This is a genomic window from Nocardia ignorata NBRC 108230 (assembly GCF_001612905.1).
Classification (GTDB): Bacteria; Actinomycetota; Actinomycetes; order Mycobacteriales; family Mycobacteriaceae; genus Nocardia; species Nocardia ignorata.
The window spans coordinates 1-18,378 of the sequence record NZ_BDBI01000009.1 but is presented as its reverse complement, the minus strand read 5'-3'; the positions used below and the strand labels follow the sequence as shown (position 1 = coordinate 18,378).

Genomic DNA, 18,378 nt, shown 5'->3' with positions numbered 1-18,378 from the left:
CCGTGCCCACGCGCGTCTGTATCGATCCGGGTCTTCTCAGCCGTCGCCGACGATCGACAACGAGGCGAGTCCCCCGTCGAATCGCCGGTACAGCAGCGCGCCCCGCCCCGACGCCAGGTCGTTGTAGAAGAGAAACGGGAGGCGGTGATCACAGATCCTGGCTGTGGCGGTGTGTTCATCGAGTATCGGAGCCGGATGTACATGCAGCGTCGGCACGGTCGGCCCTGTCGTCGAGAGCCCGTCGGGTGGCCGGAGATCGTGTTGCCGGGCAAGCCGCAAGCCCCACGGACCGCCGCGGTAGACGATCGAGTCCTCGCCGGTCTCGCTGTCGGTGAAGAGGTGGACATCGTAGTCGAGTGCGTCCATCGTGCGGATCGCCGCGACCGGGGACAGTACTCGCGGCGTGATCCGTTTGCGTCGGACGAGCGGGCCCGGCAAGAGCAGCGAAGGTCCCGCCGACGATCCAGTCGACCACGGGCGCGGTGCCCATCGTCGGGCATGCACGATCTGCCTGCGCAGCCGCGTCTCCACCGTGTCGGCGACGCGGTCGGCGGGAGCCGTCGTCTGCATCCGGATCGCGACGCCGTCCAGCGCGAGGTTCACCTGCACCAGCAGTGGGCCGTCGCCGTCGTTCGGTCCGCTCACCCGGATCCGCACATGCCGGTCGGCACCGTGATCTCGCAGGGTGCGGCCGACGGTGGTGCCCAACCGCGCGACATCGGCTCCGGGCACGGCGCCACGAACGCTCACCGTCGCCCCGGGGACAAGGAGAAATCGTGACAAGATATCCGACGAATGCACCACCAGGCCTGACCTTTCCGCTCAGCAGCCACGTCGGCATCGAGCGTCCCTACACTCACCGCCGGGCCTGCAACCGGGAAAGTGCCGAAGGTCCTCGCCGGAACGGTCGCTTGTCCCTGATATGCGAGGAATTACGCCGGGGTGGCATCGGACGCTGCCACGGATCACTGCCGGGTGACCGAGCGCAACACCGACAACCGATCCGCGTACTCCTTCGCATCGATCTCTCCTCGGGCGAAGCGTTCCGCCAGAACGTGCTCGGGGCCCGGCGGTACCGGGTGCGCGCGGCGTTCGCTGTCCGCGCGGAACAGGTACCGCAGGGCAAGCAGGAACCCAGCCATCAGCAGACCCCAGAACAGGATCATTCCGAAGCCCATCCAGACGTAACCCCACCCATTGACATCATGCTCGTACCAGTACATTTCAAGCCTCCTCCGGTGTTCACACCGCTCGAGATCGCGGTGTGCCGACAGTGCAACCATGGCCCGTTCGGACCGGGCGGGGTAAGGGCCGACGGACACCATCGCGGAGTACCAATTGCCCCCAGATGACCTTGGTCGAAACCCTTCGGGACCAACGCCTCTCACGGTGAGGCAGGCGGCGAAGAGACAGTGTGTCGACAGACCTCGGAAACGATGTCCAGGTCTGATGAGACACATCGGAGGAATCACCGTGAGCGACAGCACTTCCAACGCCGCCTACCACAGCAAGCCGGGCGAGAGCCTCGCCGACCCGTACAACATTCCCGGGATTCTGCTCTTCTTCACCGGAATCGTCGGGCTCGCCTCGACATTGACCGCGGCCGGCTACGGGTTCGGCGGCTGGACCACACTCGGGGCGATCGCGACGGCGTTGAGCTTCACCGGGAGCATCGCCGTATTCGTTCTCGAACACGAGCGGCTGCGCAGGCTCGCCGCCCGACGCTGAGGACACGTCGTCGGATCACCACCCGTCGCCCCGCGCAAGCGGAAAGGACCGCCATGTCCGACACCGACATCGCCCTCGGTGCCTTGCCGAAAGCACCGTCATGAGCACGACGGTGGCACACCTGCTCTTTGTCGTCGCCGTCGTGTTCACGGTCAACTTGCTGCCGGCGTTCGGGCCACCGAATGCGCTGCTCGTGGTGTTCTTCGGGCTCAACTGGAACCTTGACCCGGCCCCGCTCGTCGTGTGCGCCGCTGTCGCTTCGGGTGCGGGGCGTTACGTCCTCGCCGCCGTCACCCGTCGCGCCGGTGGCCGTCTCGGCCCGCGGCGCAGAGCCAATCTCCGCGCCGCCAGTGACTATCTCACCGGTCGTCGTGGCCGCAGAATCACCACGATCGGGGTCTTTCTCGTCTCTCCGCTACCGTCGGCGCAGATGTTCGAGGCGGCCGGGCTGATGGGTCTGCGCCTGTTTCCGCTGACCACCGCGCATATCGTGGGAAGGATAGTGAGTTTCTCGCTGTACATGAGCGCCGCCGAGGTCGCCGAGCGCAGTCTCGGCGAAACTCTGACCTCCTCGCTCACCACGCCCTATGGCATTGCCGTGCAGATCGCGTTTCTCGCCGGTGTCGTCATGCTCACGCGGATCGACTGGACCGAGTATCTCCCGGTCACACCCGCACATCGAGCACCGAGCCACCGGCTCGGCGACCACCGTCCAGGTCGCCCTGACGATGGCCGAGATACCGCCGCGCGGCTGTGACGATTGCGGTGGCGCAGACCAGAATCACCGCGACAGCACCGATCCCGATGCCGATATCGACAGCCCTGGCCACATCACCGTCCTCGCCGCGCAGGTCGGCGAGGAAGACATCGGAGAAGTAGGGCCGGTGCACCAGGACTGCCGCCGCCGTAGCGATGGCGAGCAGATCGGCCGCGATCGACAGTACGGTGACCGGTAAGGTCCACGCGCGGACGAGCAGCTGCGCGCCGGCGACCGCGATCCACAACACGGCCACCACCACCACCGCGGGCAACAGCCGCGTCACCACACCCGAGTCCAATCCCCCCACCACGTCCGCGAGAAACGGCGGAGCCAGCGCCGGGAAGAAGCACAACACGACGGTCAACACGATGAGCGCGAAAACCAGATCACCCACGGCGTCACCGAGCGGGATCTCTCGCCCGTGCGGCACAGGGGGCAGGTCGTCCGGTTGCCATGTATACAAGACCGTGCCCGGCGCGACGCGTTCGATCCCCGCGAAGACGACCGTCACCCAGAAGGCCGCGTAGACGGCGCCGGCGAACGCGGATGTCAGACCGTCTCGGAGGACATCGATGACAGTCGGCGCGGCTTCTCCGCCGAGGGCGGCCGTCAGCAGACTCACACCGCCCGCGACAATCGCCATCGCCCGCACAGCAGGCCACAAGACCCTCAGATACGTGTCGTACAGGTGGGGTCCGATCAGCTGGCGCGGCGCGCCGCGAAAGTGCCGAGCTCGATCCTCGGGCGCCCCCAGCTCGGAAAGCACCGCGCGTACGGGACGTGCGGGCACCTCCTCGGCGATTCTGGTGCGCAATTCGGCCGCGACCGTGCCGCGGCTCCCGCGCGGGATGTGAGCGAGCACCGCGTACACATAGCGGTCGATCAACTCGCGGTCGGACGCTGTACCTGACACCGGTACTCCTCTCCATTACCCCTGATCAACAGTCTTTTCAGCTACCCGCGATTTCGCGGCGAGACTGTCGTTGTTGTGATGAGACCAAACCGGCAGAGCGAGGCGTAGAGCCTGAAGCCCCTCCACCGTGGGTCTTTCAGCTCTACGAGCCAGCGACGCCGTGGTGGTGAGGTAAGGCGGCCCCGACCGGCCCGCCGCCACCGTCGGGCATCCATCTCGTCCAGAGCAGAAGGGCAGACGACCGCCGTGCATCGTGACCTGACACAGCGAGAGATCCTCAACGAACTGGAACCGGTCGCCGAGAGCTGTCTCAACAGTCATCTCGGCATGAGCAAGGACTGGCAACCGCACGACTACATCCCCTGGGACAAAGGGCGCAACTTCGCCATGCTCGGCGGGACCGACTGGGACCCCGACCAATCCACGCTCAGCGATGTCGCCAAGGCGGCCATGATCACCAATCTGCTCACCGAGGACAACCTGCCGTCCTATCACCGCGAGATCTCCCAGAACTTCTCCCGCGACGGCGCCTGGGGCACCTGGGTCGGCCGGTGGACCGCAGAGGAGATGCGGCACAGCACGGTGATCCGTGACTATCTGGTGGTCACCCGAGGCGTCGATCCCGTTCGGCTCGAATCGGCACGGATGAGTCACATGACCAACGGGTTCACGGCGGGGTCGGATGCGGCCGGACTCGACAGCGGCGCCGGCCTGCTGTATTCGGTGGCCTACGTCAGTTTCCAGGAACTGGCCACTCGGGTCACCCATCGCAATACCGGAAAGGTCTGCGCCGACGCCATCGCCGACAGAATGCTGCAGCGGATCGCCGCCGACGAGAACCTGCACATGATCTTCTATCGCAGCGTCTGCGCGGCCGCTTTGGATCTCGTACCCGACCAGGCGATCGAAGCGATCGACACCATCGTCTGCAATTTCCAGATGCCCGGCGCCGGTATGCCCGACTTCCGCCGCCACGGCGTGCTGATGGCCAAGCATGGAGTCTACGACCTGCGTCAGCATCTGGAAGAGGTACTGAATCCCGTTCTGCGGCAGTGGAATGTCTTCCAGCGTAACGACTTCACCGCGCGCGGCGAGCGGGCCAGGGAGCACCTGGCCGGCTTCCTCGACGACCTGGCGACGATCAAGATTCCCCGGTTCGAGGAGCAGCGCGATCGGGCGCTCGCCCGGGACCGGGCGCGAGCTTGACATAGGGTCGAACCGCGCGGCAGCCGATCCTTCGTTGTTCGAGACCGCGGACGCAGGCGACCAACGGCGAGCCCGGCGAGGACGTTCGGCACTGCCGGGACCGTCGCCTGTCGCGACATGCTGGCGCCATGGACCCCATCACGCATCCGGTACCGATCGCGACCTTCACCATCAATCCCACAGTGGACCTCTCTGTCGAGGTCGAGTGCTTGCGGCCCGAGGGAAAGTCACGTGCACGACTGTGCTCGATCAGCGGTGGTGGCGGTGGCCTCAATGTGGCGCGCGGTGTGCGTCGTCTGGGCGGTACGGCCCTGGCCCTGCACACCGCGGGACGAGAAGTGGGCGCGCGGTTGAATCGGCTGCTCGACGACGAAGGCATCGCGCACCTTCCCATCGAGATCGGCGAGGACACGCGTGAGGCCTTCGTCGTCGCGGAGCGGGAGTCCGGCAGAAGCTACCACGTCGTACCTGCGGGACCGACGTTGTCCGCCGCCGAGGAGCGGCAGTGTCTCGAGATGATCGCCGAAACCGTCCGGCATTGCGACTATTTCGTGCTGTCGGGGAGCGCGACGCCTGGCCTGAGTGCGGGATTCGGCGCCGCGGTGGCGCGCGAGGTCGCCGCCGCGGGCGCCGCGCTGATCGCCGACATCGCGGGCACGCAGCTGACGACGATGCTGGCCGAGCGCGTCTTTCTGTTGCGGCTGGATCGGGTCGAAGCCGCTGCTTTGATCGGTCGCCCGATCGCCGGGTACGACGACGCCTGCGCGGCCAATGCTCTGCTGCTCGAGCGTGGCGCCTGCGAGTACGCGATCACCACGGTCGGCGCCCTCGGCGCGGTGTGCTCCGACAGCGGCGGCCACCAGGTGATAGCGGCGCCGGCCCTCACCGCGCCGCCACGTAGCGACGCGTGTGCCGGTGACAGCCTGGTCGCGGCGATCACCCAACGCCTGACCGAGGGCGCCGAGGTGGCACAAGCCTGCGTACTCGGGGTGGCCGCGGCGGCTGCCACGGTCACGCTGCCGGGTACCGACGTCTTCGAGTCCGCGACCGTGGAGAAACTCGCTGCCCAGATCCGCTCTGTGCCGGCGACCGGCTCGACAACCGGATGACGCCGCCGTCGAGCGGAGGCACTGTGCCGAAAGTCCCGGCTGTTCGGGCACTGCTGCCCTGCCGGTTGTCGCGCCTGACAGCCACCCTGAGGATATGAGCGAGATCACCACCGACGAGCACAACCGGCAGCCGGCCACATCCGCGCCCGTGATCGTCGGCGTCGACGATTCATCAACGGCGATCCGCGCGGCGCAGTGGGCCGCGGTGGTCGCCGACGCTCGGAAGGCACCGTTGCAGCTGGTCCATGTCGCCGAGCGCGATGCCACCGTATCGGCGAGCGGACAAATCCTGGACAACGCCCGTCGCGCGGTTCTCGAGCGATGGGCGCGGACTTCGTCGGCCCCGGCGCCGGCGATCAGCACCGTCGTGCTCTCCGGGGATCCGGCAACCAGACTGCTCGGCTTGTCGACGCGCGCGTGCGAGGTAGTCGTCGGTAGCGGGTGCCGAGCCACGATTACCCGATCGATGCTCGGTTCCGTGGCGACCACGCTCGCGGCGGCCTCGAATTGTCCTCTCGCGGTGATCCGGCCGCCGACCAGCGCAGCTGCGGCGGTCGGGCCGGTGCTGGTGGTCGTCACGGCCACAGACAGCGCCGTCTCCCCGGCACTGTCGGCCGCGATGCGTGCCGCCGCCGAACGCCACTGCGAGGTGCTGGTCGTCACGGTCACCCGACCGACCGCACGGGTAGCCACGCCTCGACTCGAGGACCACGTCGAAGCGCTCCTGGCCGAGCACGAACGAGACTTCCCCACTGTGCGGACCAGGCTGGTCACCTACTTCGGACATGCCCGGACCGCGATAGAGAAGTTCTCTGCTACAGCGCAATTGGTTGTCACCACCCGGCAGCGCAGACAATTCTGGCCATTGCTGAGCGGAGCCACCTACTCGGCCCTCCAGCACACGCGGTGCGCGGTCCTCGTAGTCCCCGAACAGCCGTCGAATCCGACCACGATGGAGCGTTTCCGCTTCCGGCTGTCCAACCGCGACCTGGCGGCCGAACAGACGATCGACTGAGCCTGCCTCTGGATCGCCCGGCCGCCGCATCGCACAGTCGGTGCCGAACCTCGACGACAGCCGACAGCTCGACCCCGGGAAGGGACCAGACATGACCGAGAACCAGACCGGTGCCGACCAGCGCTCGCCCGTCGCACCGATCGTGGTCGGCACCGACGGATCGGAAGCCGCCGGGCTGGCGGTCCGCTGGGCGGCCGAGGCCGCCGCCGCGAGCGCGCGACCGCTGCGCATCGTGCATGCCGCCGATCTCACTGCCGCGCATATCCTGCTCGACCCCTACGACCTGCCGCTGAGCTCGGTCACCGAAGCGATGCGGGAATTCGGTGCCGACTGCCTCCGTGCGGCGAAACTGCAGGCGGTAGCCATCGATCCGGCATTGGACATCGAGACCGCCATCGTCGACGGCACCGCGGCGCCGGTCCTGGTCGAGGAATCCGCCACCGCGCACTCGACGGCTGTCGGCGCTGTGGGCCTCGGTGGCGGCGGGCTTTTCGGGTCGACCGTTCTCGCTGTCGCCGCGCACGGACACGGTTCGGTGGTCGTGGTGCGCGACACGGCTCCCGTGCGGCCGAGCACAGGCGCGGGACCGGTAGTCGTCGGTGTCGACGACAGCGAGCACAGCCGCGCCGCGGTGGCCGCCGCCTTCGCCGAGGCCGACGAGCGCCGGACCGACTTGGTCGTCGTGCACTCCTGGAGTGACCTGCGGTTCGGATGGTTCGCCGGGCTACCAGACGTTCTGACCGACGGTCGCGCCCGTGCCGACGCGCAGGAGTTGATCGACGAACAGCTCGCCGGTTGGCAGGACAAGTACCCCGCCGTCTCGGTCACACGCGAGACCTTCGTGTCGGGGCCGGCTCACCATTTGATCGAGTGGTCGTCGTCGGCACAGCTCCTGGTCCTCGGCAACCGAGGCCGCGGCGGGTTCAATGGTTTGCGGCTCGGTTCGACCACGAGTGCGCTGATCCAGTGCGCTCGCTGCCCCGTCATGGTGGTGCATCCACGCATTCGCTGAGGACCAGGGTCAGTAATCGCCCTAGGGAAGTATCAGGTCCTCGACCGGGCGACGAGGCGGGATCTCCAGTGCTTCGTCGGTATCCGGTGCCCATCCCACGCGGAAGAGCGCTTGGGGGAACAGCGGGCCGCCCACTGCTTCGGTCCGGAAGAAGCTCCGTAGCGACTCGAGCGGTTGGGCGAGCAAACACGTGGCCAGACCGATATTGGTCGCGGTCAGCAGCACCGCACTGATCGCCTCGCCCGCACGCAGCCGCGACTCCGCATCATCGGTGGGTGTACCGGCGACGAAGAGCTCAGCACAGTCGACGAATCCCCCGTCCAGGCTCTGCACGGAATCGGTTTCGAACGGCGACCAACGCGGTGAATCCCCGATGAGTCCCTCGCCGTGCACGCTCGGGTCCCGCGGAACAGCAAGCGCGGGCCGGCTTTCGCAGGGCACCTTCGGGCGAGGCGTGCCCGCGTAGGCGGCGAGGCATTCACGGTCGCTGTCGGAGACAAGGCGCACGACGCCACCCAATGCCGCCGCGCGCTCACGGAACAAGCTCAGGTACCCAACGGGTATCGGCCGCATCGGGTAAGGGCGGTGATCGCTGCGTCGCTCGATGATCGCCTCGCGTAGCGATCGCTCCAGCATCGTGGGGCGATGCGGCACGAACCGAAGCGATGCGAGCAGCTCGGGTCGGGCCCCGTCCGGTAGCCGGTGGACCACCGTGGCCCACCCAGCCGCCGCGAAGGCGACATTCAGGTGGTGAAGTGCCATGCCACAGCTGAGCACCGCGTCGCGCGAATCCGGGTCGGTCGCGTACGGCGAGAACAGCGGGTCGAGGTACAGATGGACAGCACCGTCGGTCACCCGCCACCGCCACGGCTGGGTATCGCGCCGGGACGGCGCACGCCCAGCGAGCGTCAGTGCCGCGATCACGGTGCGGCGGTCGGGCATTCCGGGGGCCATTGATCGTCCTTTCGTCTGCGTATCCCACGGTGCCACCGCGCCCCGGGACGCGGTTAGAGCACGAAGACACCGCCCGCGATGACTTCGGACCGATATCGGTGCGCCGAGTACCGCACCGGGCCACATTCGATCCGCTGACATTACGGAACCGCCCAGGGCCCAAAGACCTTCTCACCAGGGACCGAAGCCCTCGACGGTGTTGCCTTTCGGAGCGTTGGCACGACCACACAAACATGCAACTCTCAGTAACACATATTTGCGGCATCGCAGCCGCCGAGCCCTGGGAGTGACATGACCAGCGAGCAAACCTTCGACGAAACCATGCAGACGCTCTCCGAAGCGTCCGTCACGGCGCATTTCGACGCCTTCACCGACATCGCCTGGGACGACCCCGATTACGAGATCTCCTGGAGCGACCCCCGCTGGGTGCTGCCCGCCGTCGATCCACTCGGCAGGCACCCCTGGTACCGGGCTCTTCCCGTCGAGCGGCAGATCCAGATCGGCATCTGGCGCCAGGCCAACGTCTGCAAGGTCGGGCGCACCTTCGAGGAGATCCTGATCGGCGGGATCATGGCGTTCGCGATCACCCTTCCCAACGGCAGACCCGAATTCCGCTACATCACCCATGAGGCGACCGAGGAATGCCACCACACGCAGATGTTCCAGGAGTTCGTCAACCGTTCCGGGGCCGATGTGCCCGGGGCGCGCCGACTGTTCCGTCGAGCGGGGCCGTTCATCTCGCTGGCCGGTCAGTTCACGCCGGCGCTGTTCTGGGCCGGAGTGCTGGCCGGCGAGGAACCGATCGACCACATCCAGAAGGCCTACCTCCGGTCCGATGTCGAGTTGCATCCGCTGATCGAGCGGATCATGCAGATCCACGTCGCCGAGGAAGCGCGTCACATCTCCTTCGCGCATCGCTATCTGCACGAGACCGTCGCCACCTATCGGCCCGTCCGCCGACTACTGCTGTCGCTGGCCTTCCCCCTCATCATGCGAGTGTTGTGTGACGTCATCGTGATCCCGCCGAAGGAGATGACCGAGGAGCTCGGCATCCCGAAAAACGTTATCCGCGAGGCGTTCTGGAACCACGCGGAGTCCGCCCGGCAACTGCGGGACGTCTTCACCGATGTCCGCGCACTGGCGACGGACGCCGGACTGATGAACCCCCTCGCCCGGCACTTGTGGCGGTTGCTCGGCATCGACGGCCCGGTTTCGCGGTACCGCAGCGAACCCGCCCGCCGGTCGGCCTGAACCCCGCGAACAGGTCACCCACCGTTGCCTCGGCGGGGGGCCATCACGCGGAATCACCAGAGATCACATCTTGGACAGGAGTTTTCACATCATGCGCTGTGACCCGAAAACCGACCGTGCTTCGCACGATTCGGCGGTGGATCTGGACGTGCTCGTGGTCGGCGCCGGCCTCTCCGGCATCGGCATGGGCCACTACTTGAAGACGCAGCTTCCGGACAAGTCCTTCCTGCTGCTGGACGCGCGGGACAGGATCGGTGGAACGTGGGACCTGTTCCGCTATCCCGGCATTCGATCGGACTCCGACCTGCAGACCTACGCCTACGAATTCAAGCCGTGGGCGCACGACTCGGCGATCGCGGACGGCGACGACATCCTCGATTACCTGGCCGAGGCCGTCGACGACGACGAGCTGTCACCGAACATCCGATTCGGGCACAAGGTGCTCAGCGCGGACTTCTCGACCGACGAGGCCCGATGGACCGTGCGCGTGCAGGTGAGAAACGACCAGATCGTGACGATGACTTGCAGATTCCTGTTCAGCGCTGCGGGTTACTACTCCTACGAGCAGGCGCACGCCCCGCATTTCGCCGGGCAGGAGGACTTCGCCGGGCAGATCGTCCATCCGCAGTTCTGGCCCGAGGACCTGGACTACCGGGGGCGACGGGTGGTGGTGATCGGCAGCGGAGCGACCGCGGTCACCCTGGTTCCGGCGCTGGCCGCGACCGCGGCCGGCGTCGTCATGCTGCAACGGTCACCGAGCTATGCCCTGCCGCTGCCCGGTACCGACTATCTCGCGGTCGCGCTGCGGACGGTACTTCCCGATGCCACGGCCTACCGCGTCGCCCGGCGCCTCAATATCGCGCGCCAGCGATTGCTCTGGGAGTTGAGCAGGCGGCATCCGGCGGTGACCCGTCGCCTGATCCGCGCGGTGAACAAGGCGCTGCTGCCGCGCGGGTACGAGGTCGACGTGCACTTCAACCCCCGCTACGACCCCTGGGACGAACGGCTGTGCGCCGTCCGCGACGGCGACCTGTTCAGGGCCATCCGCACGGGAAGCGCCGAAGTGGTCACCGACCACATCGACCGGTTCCTCGAACACGGCATCGCATTGACGTCCGGCAGGCGGATCGACGCGGACATCGTCGTCACCGCGACCGGTCTACGACTGCTTCCCTTCGGCGGCATCCAGCTGAGCAAGGACGGCGCGCCCGTCGACGTCGGCCAGACCATGGCGTTCAAGGGAATGATGCTCAGCGGCGTACCGAACTTCGCCTACGCCATCGGCTACACCAATTCGTCGTGGACGCTGAAGCTGGACCTGGTGTGCGAGCACCTGTGCCGCCTGTTGCGGTTGCTCGACGAGCGCGGCTACGACACCGTGGAACCGGTAGCCGACCCGTCGGTCGAGCATCGTCCGATGCTCGACTTCCATGCCGGTTACGTGCGCCGGGCGGCGGACGCGCTCCCCAAACAGGGCACCTCCGGCCCATGGACGGTGACGATGACCTACGCCTCCGACGTCGCGCGCTTGCGCAAAGGCCCTGTCGAGGACCCGGCCTTGAAATTCGGCCGCCACCAGGCTGATTCGGCCGCTACCGCGCGGCGGGTTCCACCGGCCGTGCCCGAGATCACGAGGACGGACCGCGACGCCCGGCCGCCGTCAACGCGATCAGCGCCGAGCAACTGACCCATTCGTTCGACGTCCGGCGACTGGTCGGTCCCCAACCGACCACCGACGACCCGCCACCGGGGTGCGCGGAGCTGACCCGATAGAACTTGGCCTCCGCGGGAAAACCTCCGTCGGGCAAGCGCTTCGCCTCGAGTACGTCGAGAGCCTCGGCGCAGCGCGGATCAGCGATCGCCCCTGACTCGGCGAGCACTGTCAACGCGAACAGGATGTCGTAATGCCAATAGCACGGGAAGTGCAGCTCGAGAAAGGACCGATCGATCACCGAGCCGTCGGTGCGGCGGCGGAACAGCCGACGTCCGAGGAACAGCTCCGAGGCACGCAGGACCGCCTCACGGGCCTCGGGATCTCCGGTGGTGCGGGCATAGGCGTTCAGAGCCCGCAGCGGGACGAGGCTTTCTCCGAAGGACGACACGCGACCGGTCGCTCGCCGATCACAGTTCCAGCCACCGTCGGGCCACTGAGCGTGGAGCAGACGAGCGGCAAGGCGATCGACCCGCTCGTCCGCCAGCCCCAACCGCGGCAGCGCCCACACCAGATTCCCCTCGATGGACGCGTGCAACGTCGGCAACTCCTGGTTTCGAACCCGGCCGATATAGCGCCGCTCGTACTCCGGCGACAGCAGCCAGCCCAGGGCTTGCTCACGCAACGGCACCAAGGAATCATCACCCGCCGGATACCCGAGTTCGGCCAAGGAGACCAGCACCCAATGCGCCCCTCGCCATTTCGCGTTGTAGGGGTGGAAGGGCAGTGTGCCGTCGGCCAGCCGTTCGGAGAGCAGACGCCGCACGCGCTCGCTGCCGGGAACCGCCGCGGCCGCCGTGGCAACCGCGGGATCAAGCGGCGGCACGCCGAGCACACCGAGGAGAGTGCGCCAACGGATGGACGGCTCCTCGGAGTGGAGTAGCCGTGTCACGATCGGTCCGCGCGCACGGCCGATCGTGCTCATCGCGCGTGCCCTCGCCGCACGCGTTTGTCCACCGCGACCACAAGACTCGCCGCGACGGCGATCAGCAGGATCCGCAGCCACGCGTCGCCACTGATGGGCGCGGTGTCGAAGACGGTGTTCATGGCGGGCACGTACGTGATCGCGAGCTGACCGACCAGCTGACCGGTGACGCCGACGATGAGCCACCGGTTGGAGAAGAACCCGAGCCGCCACGCCGAGCGAGTGAGCGACCGGCAGCTGAACAGGTAGAACGCTTCGACCAGAACGAAGAGATTCACGGCGGCGGTGCGGGCCTCGGGAAGGCTTGCCCCCTCGGCGAGTTCCCACTGGAACAGCCACCACGAGCCGGCGACCAGGAGCGAGGACACCAGCAGCACCCGCGCCATCAGCGAGCGGGTCAGCAACGGTCGATCCGGTGCGCGCGGTGGCCGGGTCATGATGCCCGCCTCCTTCGGCTCGAACGCGAGCATCAGCCCGAGTGCCACCGCGGTGGTCATGTTGATCCAGAGGATCTGGGTCGGCAGGATCGGCAGTGCCGCGCCGAAGACGATCGCGGCGAAGATGACCAGGCCCTCGCCGATGTTCGTCGGCAGTGTCCAGGCGATGAACTTGGTGAGGTTGTCGAACACGCCACGGCCCTCTTCGACCGCGGCTTCGATCGTCGCGAAATCATCGTCGGTGAGCACCATGTCCGCGGCGTCCTTGGCGACCTCGGTGCCACCGAGCCCCATGGCCACGCCGATCCCCGCCTGCCGCAGCGCCGGCGCGTCGTTGACCCCGTCACCGGTCATGGCGACGACGTGCCCGCGATCCTGGAGGGCCTCGACCAGTCGCAGCTTCTGCTCCGGCGAGACTCTGGCGAAGACACTCGCCCGTTCCACCGCCGCCGCGAACTCCGCGCCGGACAGCGCGGCCAGTTCCGTGCCGGTGAGCACCCTGCCCTCGGCGGGCTCGTGCCGGTCCAGCAGACCGACCTGACCGGCGATCGCGGTGGCGGTGCCGACATGGTCGCCGGTGATCATCTTCACCGCGATCCCCGCCGCATGGCAGGCGGCCACCGCCCCGGGCGCCGCCGCCCGGGGCGGATCGACCATGGCCTGTAATCCGGTGAGGATCAGTCGATTCGAGAGCAGCTCTTCGTCGAAGTCCGCCGGGACGACATCGTTCGAGCCGGCCACCGGCAGCATCGCCGTCGCCAGCACCCGCAGACCTTGCCCCGCCAGCTCCGCGGCGGCGGCGAGCACCGCAACACGGTTCACCGGCGCGGCGACGCCTTCGCCGTTCAGATGGAAGGCGCACAAGGACAGGACCCGTTCGACCGCGCCCTTGACCAGTACCACTTGCCCCGACGAGTCCGCGCTCGTCGCATCACCGTGCAGGGTCGCCATGTACTGCCGCTCAGAACTGAACGGGATCGTCGCGTGTCGTGGCAGTGCCCGCGCTACCACGCCTGGGCCCAGCCCGGCCTTGGCGGCGGCTACCAGCATCGCTCCCTCGGTGGGATCGCCCACGACCTGCCACCTCCCCTCGTGCTCGATCATGACCGCGTCGTTGCACGCGGCCCCGCCCAGCAGCGACCACCGCAACGCCGGGTGGGAATCGAGTGCGGCCACGTTGTCGTGCGCATCGTGGACGAAGCCTTCCGGCGCATAGCCGAGCCCCGTGACCGCGAACCGGCCTTCAGGTGTCCATACACCGGTCACCGTCATCTGATTCTGGGTGAGGGTTCCGGTCTTGTCCGTGCAGATCACCGTGGTGCCGCCCAGCGTTTCCACCGCGGGCAGACGCCGAATCACCGCACGCCGCCGGGCCATTCGGGCAACGCCGATGGCCAGCGTGATCGTCACCGCCGCCGGGAGTCCTTCCGGGATGGCGCCGACCGCGAGCGCGATCGCGGCGGTGAAGGTTTCGGCCACGTCCTGCCCGCGCAGCACACCGACGCCGAAGGTCAGCGCGGCGAGGACGAGGATTCCCACGGTCAGGATCCTGCTGAACCCGGCGAGCTTCGTCGTCAGTGGCGTATCCAGAGTCTTCGCAGCACCGACGAGCCGATGGATCTCGCCCAGCTCGGTTTCCGCGCCGGTGGCCACCACCAACCCTGTTCCACTACCGGTGGTTATCAGCGTCCCCGAGTAGGCCATGTTGTGCCGATCCGCGACCACTGTCGGCCCCGCCAGCGCCCCGTCGTCTTTGACCGTCGGGGCGGACTCACCTGTCAGCGCCGACTCGTCCACCCACAGTTCGGTCACCCCGACGAGCCGCAGATCGGCGGGTACTTTGTCGCCCGCCTCGAGCAGGACCAGGTCCCCTGGCACCAGTTCCTCGGACGGGACGGTTCGCCGTTGTCCGTCGCGGACCACGGTCGCCTGGGTACGCACCATCGACCGCAGTCCTTCGAGGGCAGCTTCGGCCTTGGTCTCCTGGATGAATCCGACCACCGCGTTGATCAGTACGACACCGAAGATCACCGCCGAGTCCACGTATTCGCCCAGCGCGGCGGTGATCGCTGCGGCCGCGATCAGGACGTAGATCAACGGGTGGCGGAACTGGCGCGCGATCCGCACGACCGGCCCGGCCCCCTCTGCCGTGGGCAAGCTGTTGTGCCCGAAGCGTGCCATGCGCTCGACCGCCTGCTGATCGGTCAGACCACGGTGTGGATCCGTCTCCAGCCGCAGCACGACCTCATACGAGGTCAGTTCGTGAAGCGCGGCTGTCGACGACGGCGACGTGATGATCGGCAAGTCGACTCCTCCTCAACGCCGAGCGAGATTCGGCTGGCAGCGGTAGACAGCAATTCGACCACCGCAGCGGACACCGATCGCAGGGGCTTTCGTCCTGCGGCCGGGTGCCGTTGGGCATTCGATCCCTGGCACCGGCCGCGACACACCATCGGTGCGCCGTCACCGCGCCTGGCCCGAGTAGGTGAAGGGCCGTGCGGCCCAGCAGACGTGGACTTCCGGCACTTCTCGCGCTTCCGGCCACAGCCCAGACTGAGACGACGACCCGGTCCGACCAGGAGGTACTCATGTCGCTCATTCGCGGCCAAGATCCCACTCCCGCGCAGCTCCACGACGGCGCCGAATCAGCAACGGCGGTACGCTGGCCCGAACCGAGCCCGCTGCAGGGATGGTGGGACGAGGTGATGAGCTCGGCGAGGCGTGGTCCGAAGCAACCGTCCGCGTGGGCATGACAGAGCTCCCCCGCACCGCCAACGGCTACCGCGCGGTCGTCTTCGACATGGACGGCGTCGTCACCGACACGGCGACGATTCACGCGGACGCGTGGAAGGCCCTGTTCGACGAGGCCTTGCCCGCGCTCGGCGGCGCCGACCTGCCACCGTTCGATTCCGATCGCGACTACCACAACCTGGTCGACGGCCGCAGCCGCGAGGAGGGCGTCCGAAGGTTCCTCGCGGCGCGCGGCATCGATATCGCGCCGGGGACACCCGACGACCGACCTGACCAGCTGACCGTGTCGGGCCTGGCCGCGCGCAAGCAAACGTTGTTCGCCGAGGCCCTGGCCCGTGCGGGAGTACACGTCTTCGCCGACGCCCGGAGACTCCTCACGGGCCTTCACGCCGCGGGTGTGCCAACGGCGCTGGTGACCGCGAGCCGCAACAGCGCCGCCGTGCTGGCCGCCGGCGGCATCGCCGAGATGTTCGCCGTCGTCGTCGACGGCACCGATGCACTACGACTGGACTTGGCGAGTAAGCCGGATCCCGCGATGTTCCTCGAGGCCGCCCGCCGCCTCGGCGTAGACCCGAACGAGGCCGTGGTGCTCGAAGATGCCACCGCCGGCGTGCAGGCGGCCGATACCGGCGGATTCGGGCTCGTCATCGGCGTCGACCGCACGGGCGCCGGCGCCGCGCTCGACGCGGCGGGCGCCGATGTCGTCGTCACCGATCTGACCGATCTACCCCTGGTTCCCCGCCCCGGCTTCCCGCCGAGGCCTCAGCCGCGGTGGTGCGGTGGCGCCACGACCGCCGAACCGGGCGGCTGGAACCTGTTCTACGACGACTACGACCCCACTCAGGAAGGCACGCGGGAAGCACTGTGCACCACCGGTAACGGGTACTGGGCTTCACGCGGGTCGATCACGGGCTGCAGCATGGACGGCGTCCACTATCCGGGCACGTACCTCGCCGGCGTCTACAACCGCACGATCTCCCGCATCTCCGATCAGACCCTCGAAACCGAGCACCTGGTCAATGCCCCCGACTGGACCTATCTCGCGGTCAGGACGGCAGACGGAACGCCGCTGACGCCGGGGGCGCCGCAGATGCTGAGCCACCATCAGAACCTCGACCTTCGCGCAGGTGTGTTGACCACCATCGATCGCTACCGCGACGACGCGGGCCGGCGCACCCGGATCACCGGTCGGCGCTTCCATTCGGTGACCGAAAGACACCTGGCCGCTGTCGAACTCACCATCGAAGCCGAGAACTGGGCGGGGTCGGTGGTCGTCACCTCGGCCATCAACGGCCACGTCGGCAATCGCAACGTGGCGGCGGACCGGGCCCTCGTGGCCGACCATCTCGTGGCGGGCACTCGTCAGGAGCTCGACCCGGAAACCGTGCTCTACGAAACGAACACGACCCAATCCCGCGTCACGATCGCGACAGCGATCCGGACGCGCGTCGCCGACACCGACGGCATCGATCGCACGGCGCTCGACGGCGACCATCTCCTCGGCCACGAGATCGTCGTGCCCCTGCGACCCGCGGTCGGGGTCAGGGTGGAGAAGGTCGCGGCGGTGGCCACCTCGCGGGACCGCGCGTTGTCGACGCCGGCTACCGAGGTCACCGCCCTCATCACACGAGCTCCCGATATCGCCACGTTGCTGGCGGCGCACGTTGCCGGGTGGGCGCAGTTGTGGGATCGGTTCGGCATCGACCTCGGTGACGGCCAGGACGACCGGCTCGCCTTGAATCTGCACGTATTCCACGTTTTGCAGGCGACCATCGCCGCCCATCCCGACATCGATGCGGGCCTACCCGCCCGAGGACTGCACGGCGAAGCTTATCGAGGTCACATCTTCTGGGACGAGCTGTTCGTCTACCCGATACTCACCCTGCGCCGTCCGGAACTCACCCGCGCCTTCTTGCAGTACCGGCATCGCAGACTCGACCGTGCCCGCGACGCCGCCCGCGCGGCGGGGTTGTCCGGCGCTCTGTACCCGTGGCAGAGCGGCAGTGACGGCCGCGAGGAGACACCGACCACGCTGTTCAACCCACGCAACGGCGAATGGATGCCGGACAACTCGCGCCGCCAGTGGCACGTCGGCCTCGCGATCGCCTACAGCGTCTGGCAGTACTACCAGACCACCGCCGATCTCCGCTTCCTGATCGATCACGGCGCGGAGATGCTGATCGAGGTCGCACGGCTGTTCAGCGCGCTCGCCGTCCACGACCCCGGCGACGACCGCTTCGATATCGAGGGTGTGATGGGGCCGGACGAATTCCACGACGGATACCCCGATGCTCCCGGCCAGGGCATCCGCAACAACGCGTACACCAATGTGCTCGCTTCCTGGGTGCTGCGACGCGCTCGCGAGGTACTCGCTCTGCTCGACGGCGTGGATTGCGGACCCCTGTGGGAGCGGCTGCAGCTCACCGCCGAGGAGCCGCTGCGCTGGGACCGGGTCAGCCGCCGCCTGCGCGTCCCCTTCCATTCGGACGGGGTCATCAGTCAATTCCAGGGTTACGAGGAACTTCGCGAATTCGACTGGGACGGTTACCGTACCGCCTACGGCCACATCGAACGTCTCGACTTGATTCTGCAGGCGGAAGGCGATA

At 67.7% G+C, this 18,378-nt stretch carries 15 protein-coding genes; 9 read left to right on the top strand and 6 right to left on the bottom strand.

Annotated features, from left to right (window positions below; translation table 11 throughout):
• Nucleotides 1-36: 36 nt before the first annotated feature.
• Together NI2_RS07680 and NI2_RS07675 are read right to left on the bottom strand one after the other, a co-directional pair.
• Nucleotides 37-750, bottom strand: coding sequence for a sigma 54 modulation/S30EA ribosomal C-terminal domain-containing protein (locus NI2_RS07680; RefSeq protein WP_133734160.1), 714 nt, complete (start codon nucleotides 748-750; stop codon nucleotides 37-39).
• 215 nt (nucleotides 751-965) lie between these two features.
• The gene (locus NI2_RS07675; protein ID WP_067488314.1) at nucleotides 966-1,223 is read right to left on the bottom strand and encodes an SHOCT domain-containing protein; all 258 of its coding nucleotides are present in this window, start codon (nucleotides 1,221-1,223) and stop codon (nucleotides 966-968) included.
• 250 nt (nucleotides 1,224-1,473) lie between these two features.
• Between NI2_RS07675 and NI2_RS07670 the strand changes: the two genes are divergently transcribed.
• Both NI2_RS07670 and NI2_RS07665 read left to right on the top strand, forming a co-directional pair.
• Nucleotides 1,474-1,728 carry a hypothetical protein gene (locus NI2_RS07670; protein WP_133734161.1) on the top strand — a complete coding sequence of 85 codons (255 nt, stop codon included), beginning with the start codon at nucleotides 1,474-1,476 and terminating at the stop codon, nucleotides 1,726-1,728.
• Nucleotides 1,729-1,828: 100 nt separating this feature from the next.
• Nucleotides 1,829-2,485, top strand: a complete 657-nt coding sequence (locus tag NI2_RS07665) for a hypothetical protein (RefSeq protein WP_067487906.1) — start codon at nucleotides 1,829-1,831, stop codon at nucleotides 2,483-2,485.
• On the opposite strand, the gene NI2_RS07660 is transcribed toward NI2_RS07665, so the two are convergent.
• Entirely contained in the window at nucleotides 2,394-3,401 is a 1,008-nt protein-coding gene (locus tag NI2_RS07660; RefSeq protein WP_067487903.1) for a hypothetical protein, read from the bottom strand. The genes NI2_RS07665 and NI2_RS07660 overlap by 92 nt on opposite strands.
• Nucleotides 3,402-3,647: 246 nt before the next feature.
• On the opposite strand from NI2_RS07660, the gene NI2_RS07655 reads away from it, so the two are divergent.
• The 4 genes from NI2_RS07655 (at nucleotide 3,648) to NI2_RS07640 (ending at nucleotide 7,743) form a co-directional block, all read left to right on the top strand.
• A complete protein-coding gene (locus tag NI2_RS07655) occupies nucleotides 3,648-4,607 on the top strand; it encodes an acyl-ACP desaturase (protein WP_067487901.1) in 960 nt (319 codons plus the stop codon).
• Nucleotides 4,608-4,735: 128 nt separating this feature from the next.
• Entirely contained in the window at nucleotides 4,736-5,716 is a 981-nt protein-coding gene (locus NI2_RS07650) for a 1-phosphofructokinase family hexose kinase (RefSeq protein ID WP_067487899.1), read from the top strand.
• 94 nt (nucleotides 5,717-5,810) lie between these two features.
• Nucleotides 5,811-6,731, top strand: a complete 921-nt coding sequence (locus tag NI2_RS07645) for a universal stress protein (RefSeq protein ID WP_067487897.1) — start codon at nucleotides 5,811-5,813, stop codon at nucleotides 6,729-6,731.
• A 91-nt stretch (nucleotides 6,732-6,822) separates the two neighbouring features.
• Nucleotides 6,823-7,743 carry a universal stress protein gene (locus NI2_RS07640; RefSeq protein WP_067487895.1) on the top strand — a complete coding sequence of 307 codons (921 nt, stop codon included), beginning with the start codon at nucleotides 6,823-6,825 and terminating at the stop codon, nucleotides 7,741-7,743.
• Between the two features lie 21 nt (nucleotides 7,744-7,764).
• Here NI2_RS07640 and NI2_RS07635 read toward each other — a convergent pair whose 3' ends face one another.
• On the bottom strand, nucleotides 7,765-8,697 hold the full coding sequence (locus NI2_RS07635; protein ID WP_067487893.1) for a nitroreductase family protein: 933 nt from the start codon (nucleotides 8,695-8,697) through the stop codon (nucleotides 7,765-7,767).
• A gap of 291 nt (nucleotides 8,698-8,988) precedes the next feature.
• On the opposite strand from NI2_RS07635, the gene NI2_RS07630 reads away from it, so the two are divergent.
• Entirely contained in the window at nucleotides 8,989-9,948 is a 960-nt protein-coding gene (locus tag NI2_RS07630; protein ID WP_067487891.1) for an AurF N-oxygenase family protein, read from the top strand.
• A gap of 91 nt (nucleotides 9,949-10,039) precedes the next feature.
• On the top strand, nucleotides 10,040-11,635 hold the full coding sequence (locus tag NI2_RS07625) for a flavin-containing monooxygenase (protein ID WP_067487889.1): 1,596 nt from the start codon (nucleotides 10,040-10,042) through the stop codon (nucleotides 11,633-11,635).
• On the opposite strand, the gene NI2_RS07620 is transcribed toward NI2_RS07625, so the two are convergent.
• Nucleotides 11,577-12,584 (bottom strand): hypothetical protein, encoded by a 1,008-nt coding sequence (locus NI2_RS07620; protein ID WP_067487887.1) that lies wholly within the window; start codon nucleotides 12,582-12,584, stop codon nucleotides 11,577-11,579. The two genes, NI2_RS07625 and NI2_RS07620, sit on opposite strands and share 59 nt — an antisense overlap.
• Nucleotides 12,581-15,319 carry an HAD-IC family P-type ATPase gene (locus tag NI2_RS07615; protein WP_067488312.1) on the bottom strand — a complete coding sequence of 913 codons (2,739 nt, stop codon included), beginning with the start codon at nucleotides 15,317-15,319 and terminating at the stop codon, nucleotides 12,581-12,583. Before NI2_RS07615 ends, NI2_RS07620 begins: the two co-directional genes overlap by 4 nt.
• A 451-nt stretch (nucleotides 15,320-15,770) precedes the next feature.
• On the opposite strand from NI2_RS07615, the gene NI2_RS07610 reads away from it, so the two are divergent.
• A partial coding sequence (locus tag NI2_RS07610) for a beta-phosphoglucomutase family hydrolase (protein ID WP_084476194.1) occupies nucleotides 15,771-18,378 on the top strand: 2,608 nt, incomplete at its 3' end.